Source organism: Kordia sp., from assembly GCF_965224175.1.
In the GTDB taxonomy this organism is placed as follows: domain Bacteria; phylum Bacteroidota; class Bacteroidia; order Flavobacteriales; family Flavobacteriaceae; genus Kordia.
In genome coordinates this window covers 1,409,538-1,425,490 of the sequence record NZ_OZ245041.1, presented here as the reverse complement: position 1 = coordinate 1,425,490, position 15,953 = coordinate 1,409,538, and the positions used below count along the sequence as shown (strand labels likewise).

Here is a 15,953-nt window from a genome sequence, read left to right as displayed (position 1 = left end):
CATGCAACAAAACATCAAAAAAATAGGCGTTATGACCTCTGGAGGCGATGCTCCAGGAATGAATGCTGCGATTAGAGCTGTAGCAAGAGCTTGCTCATATTACAACGTAAAATGTGTTGGTTATTTCAGAGGTTATCAAGGAATGATTGAAGCTGATAGTGTAGAACTTACCGCACGTAGTGTAAAAAACATCGTAAGCAAAGGAGGAACGATTTTAAAATCGGCTCGTTCTATGGAATTCAAAACCAAAGAAGGACGTAAAAAAGCATATGACAACTTGGTAGAAGAAGGTGTTGATGCAATGGTTCTTATTGGAGGTGATGGAACATTTACAGGAGGAATGATTTTTAGTAAAGAATATGACATTCCTGTAATTGGAGTTCCTGGAACCATAGATAATGACATATCTGGTACGAAATATACCATTGGTTATGATACTGCTTTAAATACGGTCGTGGAAGCCATCGATAAAATACGAGATACCGCAAGTTCGCACAACCGATTATTCTTTGTAGAAGTAATGGGACGCGATGCTGGTTTTATTGCGTTAAATGCCGGTGTTGGAGCAGGAGCAGAGGAAATCCTTATTCCTGAAGAAGATTTAGGTTTAGACAGATTGTTAGAATCATTACAACGTAGTCGTAGAAGTGGAAAATCGTCAAGTATCGTGGTCGTTTCTGAAGGAGATAAAATAGGTAAAAACGTATTCGAATTAGCAGAATACGTAACACAAAACTTACCAGATTACGAAGCTCGTGTTTCTGTATTAGGACATATGCAACGTGGAGGAAAACCAACGTGTTTTGACAGGGTATTGGCTAGTAGACTTGGTGTAAAAGCCGTAGAATTGATCTTAGACGGACAAACCAATGTAATGGTTGGACTTTCAGACAATAAAGTAGTTGTAACTAGTATAGAAAAAGCCGTAAAAGGAAAACATACGATTAACAAAGAATTATTAAGGATATCTGATATCCTATCAGTTTAAATAGAAAACAGTAAGAAAAAAGAAATAAAATGACAAGATTAGGAATTAACGGATTTGGAAGAATTGGAAGAATAGTTTTTAGAGCAACATTGAAGCGTGATAATGTAGATGTAGTTGCTATCAATGATTTATTAGATGTAAATCACTTAGCATACTTATTAGAATACGATTCTGTACACGGAAGATTCGATGGGAAGATTGAGGTAAAAGATGGAAATCTTGTAGTAGATGGGAAAACAATTCGCGTTACCGCAGAAAGAGACCCAAAAAATTTAAAATGGGATGAAGCTGGAGTTGATGTAGTTGCAGAATGTACTGGAATTTTTACAACTTTAGAAACAGCAGACTACCACATTCAAGCAGGAGCAAAGAAAGTTGTAATTTCTGCACCATCTAAAGATGCACCAATGTTTGTAATGGGTGTAAATCATGAAGAAGTAAAAGCATCAGATAATATTGTTTCAAACGCTTCATGTACAACAAACTGTTTAGCGCCAATCGCAAAAGTATTAGATGATAACTTCGGAATTGATGAAGCTTTAATGACAACAATTCACGCAGCAACCTCTACACAATATACTGTAGATTCTCCATCAAAAAAGAATTACAGATTAGGACGTTCTGCACTAAATAATATCATTCCAACTTCAACAGGAGCTGCAAAAGCAGTTGGAAAAGTAATACCTAAACTAAATGGAAAATTAACAGGAATGGCTTTTCGTGTACCAACTGTTGATGTATCTGTAGTAGACTTAACTGTAAGACTAGAAAAAGAAACATCATACGAGGAAATCAAAAATGTTTTCAAAGCAGCTTCAGAAGGCGCATTGAAAGGAATTCTTGGGTATACGGAAGAAGCAGTAGTTTCTCAAGATTTCGTAAGTGATGATCGTACAAGTATCTTTGATGCTGGAGCTGGAATCGAATTAAGTTCAAAATTCTACAAAATAGTTTCTTGGTACGATAATGAGTTTGGATACTCAAATAAATTAGTAGATTTAGCTTTACACGTAAATAGCTTATAACATACAAACTAAACTTTAAGCACAATTGATATTTTTGTACTCAATTGTGCTTAAATAGGTTTCATACTTCTAGCAAATATTCCTGAGATTTAGGGAATTTATTTTATATTCAACCCATGATTTTAATAGTAGACAGTGGTTCCACAAAGTGCGATTGGATTGCAGTGGACAAAGATGGAAATCAATTATTAGATAAGCTTCGTACAAAAGGTTTAAACCCAGCAATTCTCACGGAGAAGAAGCTCAAAAAAACCATCAAAAAAAGCAAAGAACTTTCAGCACATCGTCATACAGTTACGCATATATTCTTTTATGGAGCTGGTTGTGGTACAGAAAATCCACGTTTATTACTTAAAGGTGTTTTGGAAAACTTTTTCACAAATGCTTTGGTTGAAGTGAATGAAGATACACTTGCAGCAGTATATGCAACCATAAATCACAAAGCAGAAGCTGCTGTGGTTTGTATTCAAGGAACAGGTTCTAATTGTAGTTATTACGATGGAGAACAATTACATCAACGTGTAAATTCTCTTGGTTATACTTTAATGGATGATGCCAGCGGAAATTACTACGGAAAACAACTTATTCGTGATTATTACTTTAACAAAATGCCAGATGCCATACGTGTTGCTTTTGAAGGTAGATACAATCTGGAAAGCGATTATATAAAGTATAACTTATATAAACAACCAAATCCGAACGCATATTTGGCGAGTTTTGCTGAGTTTATGTTTCTCAATAAAGATTCAGCATATATTGTAGAACTTATCAAAGATGGATTTAGAGAGTTTGCTAAGAATATGATTATGCAGTATGAAGAAGAATTAAAAACAGTTCCTGTGCACTTTGCAGGATCTATTGCATTTTTCTCTGAAGATGAAATAAAAGAAGTAGCAAAAGAATTTGGTTTTACTGTAGGAAACTTTACCAGAAGACCTATAGAAGGTTTAGTTGCTTTTCATACAAATACTTTAAAATAAAATTAAATATTTCTAAGATGTTACGAACATCGGAAGTTGTATTTAAGCAATGAATTGTTCGTTTATATAGAATTTTAATAAAATAAAAAAAGAGTGACAATTTTGTCACTCTTTTTAATTATAAGATCTACTTACTTATTGGCACATACTGTCGCAGTATGTTAAACAAGCACTATAATTACAACTAAAAGACCTACATGGAGGATTAAATGATCTTCTGCCACCAGATAGTGTTTGCGTGTCTAATGTTGAAATTGATTCTTTGGTAAGTTTGAGCGATTTCAAATTTCTTTTCTTCATGATATAAAATTTAGGTTGATAAAGAAAACAAATTATAAAAACAACAAAACATCTCAGTACGGTATTTCCTTATTTAACAAGCTGTATTGCTATTACATATAAAAAGGAGAAGTCTTTATGTTTTAAAACCAAATTGCAGAGATTAACCAATAACTACGAATATATTCTGTTTTCTTGCTCAGAAACACGGATGAATGTGGTACGTTTGGTCAATTCTTTTAATCGTGAAGCACCAACATACGTGCATGTGCTGCGAATACCTCCTAATATATCTTGAACAGTATCAGAAACATGTCCTTTCAAAGGAATTTCGACTGTTTTACCTTCGGAAGCTCTATATTCAGCAACACCGCCAACATGTTTTTCCATGGCAGTTGCCGAACTCATCCCATAAAACTGCTTGAATTTTTCGCCATTTCTTTCTATCAATTCGCCGCCGCTTTCATGATGTCCAGAGAGCATTCCACCAAGCATTACAAAATCTGCACCAGCACCAAAAGCTTTGGCAATATCGCCAGGTGTTGTACATCCTCCATCGGAAATAATATGTCCGCCCAAACCATGTGCTGCGTCTGCGCATTCTATAATTGCAGAAAGTTGCGGATAACCAACACCTGTTTTTACACGTGTAGTACATACTGAACCTGGACCAATACCGACTTTTACAATATCAGCTCCAGAAAGAATAAGTTCTTCTACCATTTCACCAGTAACGACATTTCCAGCAATAATGACTTTGTCAGGAAACTGCTCACGTGCATTTTTTACAAAATCTACAAAATGTTCAGAGTAGCCGTTTGCTACATCAATACATATAAACTTTAGCTGCGGATGAACGCCAAAAATTGTTCTTAATTTCTCATTATCTCTTTCGCTTGTTCCAGTACTAACTGCAATATGTGGAATATGATGTGGCGGAACAGAAGCCATAAATGTATTCCAATCGTCAATATTGTAATGTTTATGTATGGTAGTAAATAACTTTTTAGAAGCTAATGCATTTGCCATTTCAAAAGTACCAACAGTATCCATGTTTGCAGCGATAATGGGAATACCAGTCCATTCGTATGAATTGTGTAAAAAGGTAAAAGTTCTTTCCAAAGATACTTGCGAACGACTTTTAAGAGTGGAACGTTTAGGGCGAATCATTACATCTTTAAAACCAAGTTTTAATCCATTTTCAATACGCATAGTGTGTAAAAGATTTTGTAGTGTTTGTTATTATTCAATTAAAATTAAAAGTTTCTCTTTAGAATCGTCTTTTTTGAGAAAAGAGTTTTTCAGATGTTATTAACAGTTATTATAAATTAAGTGTTTTTTCTATTTTTATAAAAACGATTCAGTTAAACTCATTAAACTTACCATTTTGAAGTATACCAAAAACGAGCTTAATTTTTATACATTATCTCTCTCTTTTGTATTAATACTACTTTTTAAAAGTACCGCGTTTGCCCAAAATAATGATTCAAAAAACAAAGAAATACCACAAGAAATACAAGTAACAACAATTGCTGAGACGATTCGAAAACTAGATAGTACAATCGATCAAACAAAGAATCTTCAAACAAAAATAAAAATAGTACAGCAAAAAGGGCAATTATTATTGCAAACGAACCGAATAAAAGAAGCTAAAGAAGTATACGAACAAGGAATTGATTTATTTGATGAAGATATATCAGAAACACAAATAAAAATCTTAGCTGGATTGGGTGCAATAGCCGATTTAGAAGGAAATCAAGAAAAAGCAACTTTATATTTCACAGATGCATATTCCAAAACAAAAGAAATAAAATCGACTACAGGATATCTTTGGATTTTATATCATGAAGGCGAAAATTATATAATACCTGAATTATTCTCCAAAGATGAATTAAAAGTAATTGAAAAATATGCAGGCAGGTATCTATATAGCAAACCTCAACTCACGTTAGCAGCTAGCAATTGGATGATTCAACATTGTGGAGAACAGATAGTATATGCAGAAAGTGGGTATGTCTTTGCTGGCTTGGTATACAGAGATTGGGGGCAATTTGATAAGGCATTGGAACAATTTTATAAAGCAGTAGAAATTAGAGAAAACATTGTATTTGAAGATCATTCTAAGTATGCTTCTATGCTTAATATAGCTACAATATATGATATGCAAGGCGAACGAGAAAAATCGTTGGAAATCATTGAAAAAGTTGTTGAAGATGCCAAAAGGGATCAAGATGATTGGGGATTGGCATATGCATTAAAAGATATTGCAATTACTTTAATGTTGGATGGGAAATACGAAGCATCTATTTCGCACTTTCTTCAATGTATTCCAGTGATGCAAAAACTAAAAGATGTACGTGGAGAAGGAGTTTGTTATGCTAATTTGGGGAATATATATTCCATATTAGGAGAGTTAGACAAAGCAGACAATGCTATTGAAAAAGCGCTGAAATTACTCAAGGCTTCAAATTATGATCAGTTGTATGCTTCTACTTTCTTAATAAAAGCATTTTTGTATGAAAAACAAGAGAAATGGGAAGAAGCGAAAGATATCGCAAGTAAAAGTTTGGTAACATTAAAGCGGATCAATTCGTTGGAACATATTATAAACGCATATCATGTATATCTAAACTACTATACACATAAAAATAATGCTGTTATGGTTCAAAAATATACAGATAGTATTCTAGAAGTTAATAATGCATATTATGAGAAATCGCGCTTGTTTGAATCAGAAAAATTAAAAGTACGTTATGAAACAGAGAAGAAAGAAGTACAACTTAACATTCAAAAGAAATTAAATGTTGTATTACAAGAAGAAGCAAGCTTGCATAAAAAGCTTCGAAACACGATGTTTTTTATCTTATTGCTTAGTATTATTGTGTTGTTACTCTTTTTTAATAAATATAAATTACAGAATAAATTAGTATATGAACGTGAAAAGCGAAATGTACTAGAAAAAAAGCAATTGGAAGAAACGATGAATCATAAGCAACGTGAACTTACAAGCTTAACATTGCAAATGCTAAAGAAGAATGAATTGCTTCAAGAGTTAGAACAAAGTCTCAAAAAAATAGAACAAAAAAATGGCAACAATTCTCAAGAAGAAGTAAGAAATCTAAAAAGCATGCTTCAAAGTCAAAACAGATTGGATCAAGATTGGTCAAACTTCAAAGTTCATTTTGATGGCGTGCATCCTAACTTTTTTGAAAAACTATCAAAAATAGCCAACCTCACTCAGCAAGATTTACGACACTCCAGTTATATAAAAATGGGTTTGGCAACTAAAGAAATTGCACAACTCATGAATATTAGTGCTTCCAGTGTACAAATGGCACGTTATCGATTAAAGAAAAAACTATCACTCAATCGCGAAACTGACATATATACTTTTATTCAAGATTTACAATAAAAAATAGTTCGTATTTCTATTTTAACAATAAAAAATATTTTTAAACACTTGTTATTAAGTGCTTTGAGTTCTTTTTTAAGTTCTTAAGTAAAAACCCCTGTTTTTTGATGTGTAGTACTTTTGTAGTACCCAAGTATTGCAATAATTTGCCATTTTATCTCTTCATTTGTTTCAACAATTCAAAACATAGAATTGTCCTACCAAAACAAATTATTAACGATTAAAAATTATTAATTATGTCAAATTGCACAGTAACATTTTACAAGGACAAAGATTATTCAGGAAAAAATAGAACTTTTACAGAAGCACAAAAAGTATCTGATCTTAATGATGTGAATTGGGATGATGATTCCAATAGAGACGATATGAAAGATGATACAAGTTCTATTAAAACAGGTTCGCAAGCATGGATTCGCGTATTCTCCAAAGAAAATTATCAGGGTAGAACGGTTTTGATAGGTCCCAATTCGAGTTATAATTTAAAAGATTTAAAAGATGATAATAACGAAGATGATATGGACGATACCATTGCCAGTTTTCAATTATACGATCATGAACCAGCTGTAAACACCACCAATATCACCAATAATTTTATTGCTCTCTATCCTAATGGTGTGCATGCTAAAAAAGACGATCTATACAATAGTGAAGTATATGCACAAGATTCTAGTTTTCGTATATATGATCCCATAATTCTTCTAGATGGCTCTGGAGTGTCATTCACTATCAATTTAGATCATATCCAAGAAGAAAAAGATGATCATGCTACGGTAACATTTGCAATGGATTTCTATGGGAATTTTACAGACCAAATTCAAGTAACGTATGAAATACAAGAAGCGACTCAAGTTCCAGATTGGCTAATTAAAATCATAGATGGAGCCATTGATGCAGCTGCAGATGCTGCAAAATTACTAGCTGATGGCGCAGAAATTATATTAACCGATGGAGTAGGAGTTGTAGTGACGGCTGATACCAATAAACTGATAGATTATACCGCAAAAGCCATTTCTTTTTGTGTAGATCATATCAATACCGTTTTAAGTGCCGTATTTACACTTCAGGACGATGGAGGAACTATGTATTTTCCAGCCATGGTGTCGCACAGTATTGCACGTTTGGTATTGGCGTATTACGAAGAATTGTTTGGAAAAAATGAAAACGAGACACTCACATTTGACGGTACTAAATTTTTAAATTCATTAGGAGGCAGTAGTTGGAACAATTCAAAACATAATGCGTATGTTGAATTTTCAGAAAATGACTATACATATAGATCGTATTATCCAGATAATAGTTTTTATTATCATCAATTCGGATTGTTATCTTCTGTAAAAATTGATGCGGTAACTGACAATGAAAAAGACGATCACCTCATCATGCAATCTACATATGATTTGAATGGAAATTTATTTTCTGTCGTAGGAAGTATTGACTTATTCTCAAGAGATCACGATGATAATTATGAGGCACCAACTTCAGGTGTGTTGACCTATAATGATCAAGGACAAATAGTTCACATTGCAAAAGATAAAATGATAACTATAACAAATTATACTTCTTTAGGAGAAGGTTATACTTCGGAAATGAGTTCAGCTTTAATCGAAACAGCTGATACGTATGGTATTGATTTGACGGATCAACAAATAGGATTGGTAACGGCTTCTTCTAGTGTATTAGCAGCTACAGATGCAGGAATATAAACCAGAATTACAGATTCATAAAGACAGCTTTTAGAAATTCTGAAAGCTGTTTTTATACACAAGCATTCCAAACAGGATCGTTTGGTAATGGCGCAATAATTTCCAAAGGTTCTTTCTTTACAGGATGTGTAAAGACTAATTTTCGAGCGTGTAAATGTATACTAGCATCTTTATTACTACGATCAAAGCCATATTTTAAATCACCTTTTATTTTACAGCCAATTGATGAAAGTTGTGCTCTAATTTGATGATGCCTTCCTGTGTGTAGTGCAATTTCTAGCAATACATACCGATCTAATGTTTTTTTTATGGTATAATCTAAAATTGCTTTTTTGCTACCTGTAACTTCTTTGGTAAAAGCAGTTGATTTGTTATTCTTCGGGTTTTTTCGAAGCCAATGAGTTAAAGTATCTTGTTGTTTTGGAGGCGTATTTTTAACAACTGCCCAATATGTTTTCTTAGCTTTCTTTTCAGCAAAAAGCGCATTCAATCGAGGTAAGGCCTTTGAAGTTCTTGCAAATACAATAATTCCTGTTGTAGGTCTATCCAAGCGATGTACAACGCCCAAAAAAACATTGCCGGGTTTATTATACTTTTCGGCAATATATTCTTTTACAACATCGCTGAGTGGTTTATCGCCTGTTTTATCACCTTGTACAATATCGCCAGCACGTTTATTGACAATAATAATATGATTGTCTTCATACAGTACTTGGAGATTGTTTTTGTTGGATAATATTTTAGACATTTTTAGACTTCTTAGATCGTTGTACTTTTAGATTATTAGATTATTGGATTTGCTTAGATTATGTTTTTAGTGTTGATTTGAATTTAGAGGTCATTTTAATAATTTCTTCAAGTTCAATCGTTAGTTTTTGTAAATTTTCCTTTGAAATAAATTTTAAATCATGCGCGATTAACAATTGAGTTTCTATTTCGTAGGCAGAACCTAATGCTATTCGTAAAAAACGAATAAAATCTTTATTAGAATTCCTGGAAGTTCCTTCAGCTATGTTTGAAGGAATTGAAACAGAAGCTCTCCGTAATTGATTCGTCAATCCGAATTTTTCTGATTCAGGAAATTTTGATGTTATTTCATATATCTGAGAACAAAAAAGTCTACTTCTTTTCCAAATACTTAAATCTTTAAAACGATGCATAATAACATATTTAATTTATTAAATATGAGTATTTACAAAAGGGTTAAAAATTCTACGTCTAACAAGTCTAAGAATCTAAGTTAGTCTAGATTAATACTGTTCCTTCTCATTTGGAAAATCAACAGACTTCACATCGGCAGCATATTGTTTAAAAGCATTGGTCATTTCTTCGTACATGTTTAAATAACGACGTAAAAACCTAGGATTGAATTCATGTGTCATTCCTAGCATGTCATGCGTAACTAATACTTGTCCATCAACACCATTTCCAGCGCCAATTCCAATGACAGGAATCGTTAGACTTTCAGCAACTTCTTTAGCTAATTTTGCAGGAACTTTTTCTAAAACAATAGCAAAACAACCTGCTTTTTCCAGCATTTTGGCATCATCTTTTAGTTTTTGTGCTTCTGCTTCCTCTTTAGCGCGTACTGTATACGTTCCGAATTTATAAATAGATTGAGGCGTTAATCCTAGATGTCCCATCACAGGAATTCCAGCATTTAAAATACGTTTGATAGATTCTTTAATTTCCTTTCCGCCTTCTACTTTTACGGCATGTCCACCAGATTCTTTCATGATACGAATTGCAGAACGCAAGGCTTCTTTAGGATCTGATTGATACGTTCCAAAAGGTAAATCAACAACAACCAAAGCTCTTTCTATAGCTCTTATAACTGAAGATGCATGATAAATCATTTGATCTAATGTAATAGGTAAGGTAGTTTCATGTCCTGCCATTACATTACTTGCAGAATCTCCAACAAGAATTACATCAATTCCAGCACCATCCACAATTTTTGCCATGGTATAATCATAAGCGGTCAACATGGAAATCTTTTCTCCATTGCTCTTCATTTCCACAACTGATTTTGTGGTCACTCTTTTGTATTGTTTCTTTGCAACTGACATATAGTATGGTTTTCTAAGGATGTAAAAATAAGAATAAAATATAAAGTGATTGTGTCCTAGCGATATTTTTAAAATTCAATAGTAGTATACGAATGTCAGTTGTTTGAATTCAATGCATATTTTCATCTATTTACTTGATAGATTTTAAAATAGTAAAAAGGCTATCTAGGTTTTTAATAAACTCATTCTATCACTCTTTTAAAAAAGACCATTCATCACAGGTTTTATCGTATTTGTATAGGAATCCAAACTTCTTCTTGTGAATCTTCACTATTTGGAATGTATTTGTCTCCTAATACTTCAAAATGAGGTCTGTTGTCTAATTCGTACTCAGAATTTGGCAACCATTCTCCAAAAATATAATTTGCCATGTGTGAAAAATTTTGAGGCAATCCTTTGTAATTGAATACAGCGTATAATCCTGATGCAATGGTTAGTGTTTCCATAGTTTCAGGAATATTTTCAAAACTAGAAACTTCTGTCATTGCAAGCTTGGTAAATTCTGTCTGCGGATTGAAATTTTTAAAATATGAAACCTCATCATATACCTGAATAGAATATAAGTCAGTACCAACAGAGTTTTCGATACTTTTTCGTTGTTGCATAAAACTTTTCCAAAGTATTGGCGTCGAATTTTGTATCAAAGACATGCGAGCAGATTTTCCAACGAGTTTTTTCTGCGGAAACGTTTGTATGATTGGTGGTTGTTTTATCATGAATCTATAGTTGAATCTTTTCGTTTCCCAAAATACCACATTAAAATACTTCCTGTAACAAACATCCAAATAGAATAGGCAACAATTGGAATGGCCATATCTAAGTTGTTTAAAACAGTTGTAGCAATTACGATAGCTAGTGTACCATTTTGAATACCACTTTCTACAGTAATTGAAATAGAATCTTTTAGGTTTAATTTAAACAAGCGAGCCGTTAAATACCCTAAAGTCATGGTAGCAATGTTTAGTAATAAAGTTACTAGTCCAACTTGTTTCATAGCATCGCCTAAAAATTTCCATTTTGCAGCAACAATAGCAATAAATATCAACACAAAAATAACGGTTGAAGCGGTACGCATTGGTTTTTCCATGCGTGTAGAAAACGCAGGTTTTGAACGTCTTACAAACATTCCTATTGAAATTGGAACGATGATGATGACAAGAATTTGTAAAATAATATCAAGTATCGGTAATTCAATTACAACATTGGCAGTACTTCCAAAATAGTCAAGTGCAAAAGACAAAATGGTAGGAATCGTTAAAATAGTTGCAAAACTCACAATTGCTGTCAGTGTGACTGATAATGCGATATTTCCTTTACAAATTTGAGTAATCAAGTTGCTAGTTGGTCCACCAGGCGCGGCTGCTAAAATCATTAATCCGATAGCCATAGTTGTATCTAAATCAAAGGCAATAGCGAGTATAAAACCAATAATAGGTAAAAATACAAGCTGATTTACAATACCGATCAATACGGCTTTTGGATATTTTGTAATTCGGGTAAAATCTTTAGGAACTAAGGTTAATCCCATACCGAACATAATAATAGCAAGCGATAAAGGAAGTAAAACTTTGGTTAAAATGGTGACAATCATTGGTTGGTTATTTTTACCAAACAATGTAGTAATAAAAAAGACACGTATATAATTTATTATAGTTAATTATATGTTCTTTTAATTTTGTTTTATAATTGGATAGAAGAATAGCAACTTTTAATCCATTAGTAATTTACATCACAAATAGAGAAGGATTGTAGTATAAACCTGTATAAACCCATGTAGCAAGCATATATGTAAAAGTTCCAACAATAAAAAAGAGCATGCGAAATTGAAAAATATTAAGTTTTCCTTTTAGGTGATATTGATTTATTACTTCGAGCAGAATTCCAGTAGAATATAAAACATTAGCCATAATTCCCCATAAAATAATTCCGATTGCGTCTTCCATTCCAAAAGTATGTGGAATAAAAGCAAGAACAGCTATAACACCTGTAATGCCAACAAAAAAGTTAAATGCTATACGCTTTTGTTCCCACCAAGAAATAGTGGCTCTCAATACAGTATAATTCATGTTAAGATATATAGTAGGTTAATGAATTTATAACATAGTAAAAGTAGTTAAATGTTGTCGAGATTGATTTGTTAAAAATCTTAAAACTATGGTAAATTTCAGCTGATTTTCATTAATTTAAGTTAAATTCCTCCAAAATCAATCAACATGAAACGATATTTATTTTTACTAATTTTAATAGTAAGCTTTCGCTTGAATGCACAAACGGACGATGAAATTGCTGCAAAACAAGCGGTTATTCAATTCTTTGAAGGTTTTCACAAAAAAGATTCCGTTATGATGCAAGAAGTGGTACACAAAGACATCATTTTACAAACTACGTTTACCAACAAAAAAGGAGAAGCCATTTTGCGAAATCAAAAAGCAGAAGGTTTTATAAAAGCGGTTGTGAGTAGGGCAGATGCACCAACTTGGGACGAAAGAATACAATCATATAACGTACAAGTAGATGGTACTATGGCGAATGTTTGGACACCTTATGAATTTTGGCTTGATGGAAAGTTTTTACATTGTGGCGTAAATTCATTTCAACTCTTCAAAGACAATGGAAAATGGAAAATTATTTACCTCATTGATACACGCCGTAAAAAAAGCTGTAAAGAATAAACCTACTGAGATTACACTGAACTTCTAAATTCTTAAATTTTATCAAGACATATAAAAAATGAATCGTGAGATAATTGACATACATGATTATACAATTTTGTTAGAAGAAGCTGCTACTGATAACAACTTAATCGATTCATGTTTTTTTGACGAACCTGTTGTGGCTATTGCCTTTTATGGAGCTGGAGATGTTGGTCTCAAAGTTAAATTTGATGGAAAAACCAAAGAATTTCATCATACCAAAGGCATGGTGTTGTCATTTTATGCAGATAGTAAAGTAGAATTTGAACATCATGTTTCCAAACTAAAACCGTTGCAATGTTTAGTAATTGCTACCACCATAAAAAATATTGATACATTACCTAATGGAGAAGGTCAGTTTTTAGAGCAGTTTTTACAGCAATTAGTACATCCAAAAGATCATTATGTAGAAGGTCCGGTGTTTAATATGAGTCCAGAAATGTTTCTGTTGGTGGAACAGTTTTTCAACAATACTTTTCAAAGTGAAATAAAAATGCTGTTTTATAAAAGTCATATAACCGCTTTACTCGCGCACTATTTTGGACAACTAGCAAAACAACAAGATACTCAACTATATACTTCGCAACTTGAAAAAATCAACCTAGCTCAAGAAATCTTACTGTCTGACATAGAAAATCCGCCTTCCTTAACAGAATTGGCGCATAGAATTGGAACTAATACCAACAAACTAAAAAAAGAATTCAAAGCGCAGTTTGGTGTTCCGGTTTTTAAATATCTACAAAATGAACGCCTGAAGAAAGCTTATAATTTAATCAAGAATGAACGAAAAACGATTCAAGAAGCAGCTTGGGCTGTGGGCTATGATAGTTTAGGATCTTTTTCCAATGCCTTTGAAAAAAAGTTTGGCTATAGACCTAGTCAAGTGTAAAATTCTTTTCGAATAAATCATAATTCTTTTCGAATAAGTAACTGATATACAGTAGCTATAGATTTGTATCATAATTTAAAATCAAAAATTATGATTCGTAAAAACTTATTTAGCATTGTATGCGCCACCTTAGTTTGGGTTTTAGGTGTTAGCTTTTATCTCTTATCATTTTATATATCCATTTTTGAAAATATTGAACTACAATCAAATATTCTATTGGTTTTAGGGATCATACCAAGCGCGTGTTTAGGAACGTATCTGTTCTACACAAAATATCACATGAAGCCAATTGCTTTAGCACTTACATTCGTTGTAGTAGCAACGCTGTTAGATGCATTTATAACGGTTCCTATATTTATACTTCCGAATGGAGGAAGCTATTCAGAGTTTTTTGGAGATCCTATGTTTTACATTATTCTAGTTGAATTTTACTTCATCGTATTATATTTTGGAACTCACTTAACCAATAAAATAAAAGCATGAAAACATATGCTTTTTTCATCACGGTTTTACTAAATGCACTTTCAACAGGTTTTTTCTTTGCCTGGTCAGTTTCAGTTGTATTAGGAACAAAAAAAGTAAGCGATTTAGCATATCTAGAAACGATGCAAAGTATTAATAGGGAAATCTTAAATCCAGTATTCTACATTGTATTTTTTGGAAGCCTACTAACATTACTTATGGCAACATGTCTACAATTTAATAACAAAACTGTGTTTTGGTTGATTCTTGCTTCAACAATTATCTATCTAATAGGAACTTTTGGAATTACCGCCTTTGGAAATGTTCCTTTAAACAATGAATTGGATGTACTAAACATCGCCAAACTTAGTTTGTCAGAGTTAAAGAATTTTCGAATCTATTATGAAAGTATATGGAATCAGTATCATAGCATGAGAACTGTTTCAAGTATTATTTCATTCACACTATTACTCATATCAATATTCATCAAAAAAACAATTTAAAATAAAATCATTATGAAAACAAACATCTTAGTCATTGGAGGAACCGGAAAAACAGGTCGTCGTGTAGTAGAACAATTAAAAAAGAAAGGAATTGAACCTAGAATTGGTTCCAGAAAAGCAACACCAAGTTTTGATTGGGATCATAAAGATACTTGGGTAGATGCTTTAAATGGTATTGAAAAAATGTACATAACCTATTATCCTGATTTGGCGGTTCCTGGAGCCAAAGAAGCTATAGAAAGTTTAACTTATTTAGCAAAAGAATTAGGCGTAAAAAAAATGGTTTTACTTTCTGGGAAAGGGGAAACAGAAGCGGAAGCCTGTGAAGAAATAGTGATGAATTCTGGTATAAATTATACCATTGTTAGAGCTTCTTGGTTTAATCAAAATTGGAGTGAAAGTTTCTTTTTAGAACCTATTCTATCTGGAGAAGTAGCATTACCAATGTCTGATGTTTTAATTCCATTTGTAGACGTTAATGACATTGCTGAAGTTGCAGCAACAGTCTTACTTGATGATTCTTATAATGGTGAAATTATTGAAGTAACAGGTCCAGAATTAATCACTTTTAAAGACATCATACATATCATTTCAAAAACGAGCAGTAGAAGTTTAAATTTTCATGACATCACTTTACAACAATATGTAGAAGGTATGAAACAAATGCAAATACCTGATGATGTTGTTTGGCTGATTGAATATTTATTTAGTCACGTTTTGACCAATCCAAAAAACCAACAAGTAGTTAATGACATTGAGCGAGTTTTAGGCAGAAAAGCAAAAACATTTTTAGAATATGCTCAAGAAACTGCAAAAACTGGAATTTGGAACCAAGTCAGCGTTCAATAATCATTGCCAACCATATATAGTTCGTTGTGATTGAAAACCATAACATCACTAATTTTTCGCAACGAGCTATATACAAATATTTACACTGTTTTTGATCAAGC

Annotated in this window: 18 protein-coding genes; 10 read left to right on the top strand and 8 right to left on the bottom strand. The window is 32.6% G+C overall.

Features of this window, described 5'->3' with window-relative positions:
- The first annotated feature begins 1 nt into the window (after position 1).
- The 3 genes from pfkA (at position 2) to ACOQOS_RS06260 (ending at position 2,993) form a co-directional block, all read left to right on the top strand.
- Complete coding sequence (gene pfkA, locus ACOQOS_RS06270) at positions 2-988, top strand: 6-phosphofructokinase (RefSeq protein WP_420574119.1); 987 nt, start codon at positions 2-4, stop codon at positions 986-988.
- Positions 989-1,017: 29 nt separating this feature from the next.
- Positions 1,018-2,013, top strand: a complete 996-nt coding sequence (gap, locus tag ACOQOS_RS06265; protein ID WP_420574118.1) for a type I glyceraldehyde-3-phosphate dehydrogenase — start codon at positions 1,018-1,020, stop codon at positions 2,011-2,013.
- A gap of 116 nt (positions 2,014-2,129) precedes the next feature.
- Complete coding sequence (locus ACOQOS_RS06260; RefSeq protein ID WP_420574117.1) at positions 2,130-2,993, top strand: N-acetylglucosamine kinase; 864 nt, start codon at positions 2,130-2,132, stop codon at positions 2,991-2,993.
- 135 nt (positions 2,994-3,128) lie between these two features.
- Here the strand turns inward: ACOQOS_RS06260 and ACOQOS_RS06255 are convergent, their stop codons facing one another.
- Positions 3,129-3,293 (bottom strand): hypothetical protein, encoded by a 165-nt coding sequence (locus ACOQOS_RS06255; RefSeq protein WP_420574116.1) that lies wholly within the window; start codon positions 3,291-3,293, stop codon positions 3,129-3,131.
- A 153-nt stretch (positions 3,294-3,446) separates the two neighbouring features.
- Positions 3,447-4,484 carry a GMP reductase gene (guaC, locus tag ACOQOS_RS06250; protein ID WP_420574115.1) on the bottom strand — a complete coding sequence of 346 codons (1,038 nt, stop codon included), beginning with the start codon at positions 4,482-4,484 and terminating at the stop codon, positions 3,447-3,449.
- 175 nt (positions 4,485-4,659) lie between these two features.
- On the opposite strand from guaC, the gene ACOQOS_RS06245 reads away from it, so the two are divergent.
- Both ACOQOS_RS06245 and ACOQOS_RS06240 read left to right on the top strand, forming a co-directional pair.
- Positions 4,660-6,684, top strand: coding sequence for a tetratricopeptide repeat protein (locus ACOQOS_RS06245; protein WP_420574114.1), 2,025 nt, complete (start codon positions 4,660-4,662; stop codon positions 6,682-6,684).
- 236 nt (positions 6,685-6,920) lie between these two features.
- Positions 6,921-8,387, top strand: coding sequence for a hypothetical protein (locus tag ACOQOS_RS06240; RefSeq protein ID WP_420574113.1), 1,467 nt, complete (start codon positions 6,921-6,923; stop codon positions 8,385-8,387).
- A 52-nt stretch (positions 8,388-8,439) separates the two neighbouring features.
- On the opposite strand, the gene ACOQOS_RS06235 is transcribed toward ACOQOS_RS06240, so the two are convergent.
- From ACOQOS_RS06235 to ACOQOS_RS06210, 6 genes are all read right to left on the bottom strand, one after another.
- The gene (locus tag ACOQOS_RS06235; RefSeq protein ID WP_420574112.1) at positions 8,440-9,135 is read right to left on the bottom strand and encodes an RluA family pseudouridine synthase; all 696 of its coding nucleotides are present in this window, start codon (positions 9,133-9,135) and stop codon (positions 8,440-8,442) included.
- A gap of 58 nt (positions 9,136-9,193) precedes the next feature.
- Positions 9,194-9,547, bottom strand: a complete 354-nt coding sequence (locus tag ACOQOS_RS06230) for a four helix bundle protein (RefSeq protein ID WP_420574111.1) — start codon at positions 9,545-9,547, stop codon at positions 9,194-9,196.
- Positions 9,548-9,637: 90 nt separating this feature from the next.
- Positions 9,638-10,456, bottom strand: a complete 819-nt coding sequence (gene panB, locus ACOQOS_RS06225) for a 3-methyl-2-oxobutanoate hydroxymethyltransferase (RefSeq protein WP_420574110.1) — start codon at positions 10,454-10,456, stop codon at positions 9,638-9,640.
- Between the two features lie 224 nt (positions 10,457-10,680).
- Positions 10,681-11,172 carry a GyrI-like domain-containing protein gene (locus ACOQOS_RS06220; RefSeq protein WP_420574109.1) on the bottom strand — a complete coding sequence of 164 codons (492 nt, stop codon included), beginning with the start codon at positions 11,170-11,172 and terminating at the stop codon, positions 10,681-10,683.
- A complete protein-coding gene (locus tag ACOQOS_RS06215; RefSeq protein WP_420574108.1) occupies positions 11,169-12,047 on the bottom strand; it encodes a bile acid:sodium symporter family protein in 879 nt (292 codons plus the stop codon). The genes ACOQOS_RS06220 and ACOQOS_RS06215 overlap by 4 nt, the downstream gene beginning before the upstream one ends.
- Positions 12,048-12,180: 133 nt before the next feature.
- Entirely contained in the window at positions 12,181-12,522 is a 342-nt protein-coding gene (locus ACOQOS_RS06210; RefSeq protein WP_420574107.1) for a hypothetical protein, read from the bottom strand.
- 147 nt (positions 12,523-12,669) lie between these two features.
- Between ACOQOS_RS06210 and ACOQOS_RS06205 the strand changes: the two genes are divergently transcribed.
- The 5 genes from ACOQOS_RS06205 to ACOQOS_RS06185 all read left to right on the top strand — a co-directional run bounded on the left by ACOQOS_RS06205 (position 12,670) and on the right by ACOQOS_RS06185 (position 15,852).
- A complete protein-coding gene (locus ACOQOS_RS06205) occupies positions 12,670-13,128 on the top strand; it encodes a nuclear transport factor 2 family protein (protein WP_420574106.1) in 459 nt (152 codons plus the stop codon).
- Between the two features lie 58 nt (positions 13,129-13,186).
- Entirely contained in the window at positions 13,187-14,038 is an 852-nt protein-coding gene (locus ACOQOS_RS06200) for a helix-turn-helix domain-containing protein (RefSeq protein ID WP_420574105.1), read from the top strand.
- Positions 14,039-14,128: 90 nt separating this feature from the next.
- Positions 14,129-14,521 (top strand): hypothetical protein, encoded by a 393-nt coding sequence (locus ACOQOS_RS06195; protein WP_420574104.1) that lies wholly within the window; start codon positions 14,129-14,131, stop codon positions 14,519-14,521.
- Positions 14,518-15,003, top strand: coding sequence for a DUF1772 domain-containing protein (locus ACOQOS_RS06190; protein ID WP_420574103.1), 486 nt, complete (start codon positions 14,518-14,520; stop codon positions 15,001-15,003). Before ACOQOS_RS06195 ends, ACOQOS_RS06190 begins: the two co-directional genes overlap by 4 nt.
- 12 nt (positions 15,004-15,015) lie before the next feature.
- Positions 15,016-15,852 carry an SDR family oxidoreductase gene (locus ACOQOS_RS06185; RefSeq protein ID WP_420574102.1) on the top strand — a complete coding sequence of 279 codons (837 nt, stop codon included), beginning with the start codon at positions 15,016-15,018 and terminating at the stop codon, positions 15,850-15,852.
- Positions 15,853-15,953 lie beyond the last annotated feature (101 nt).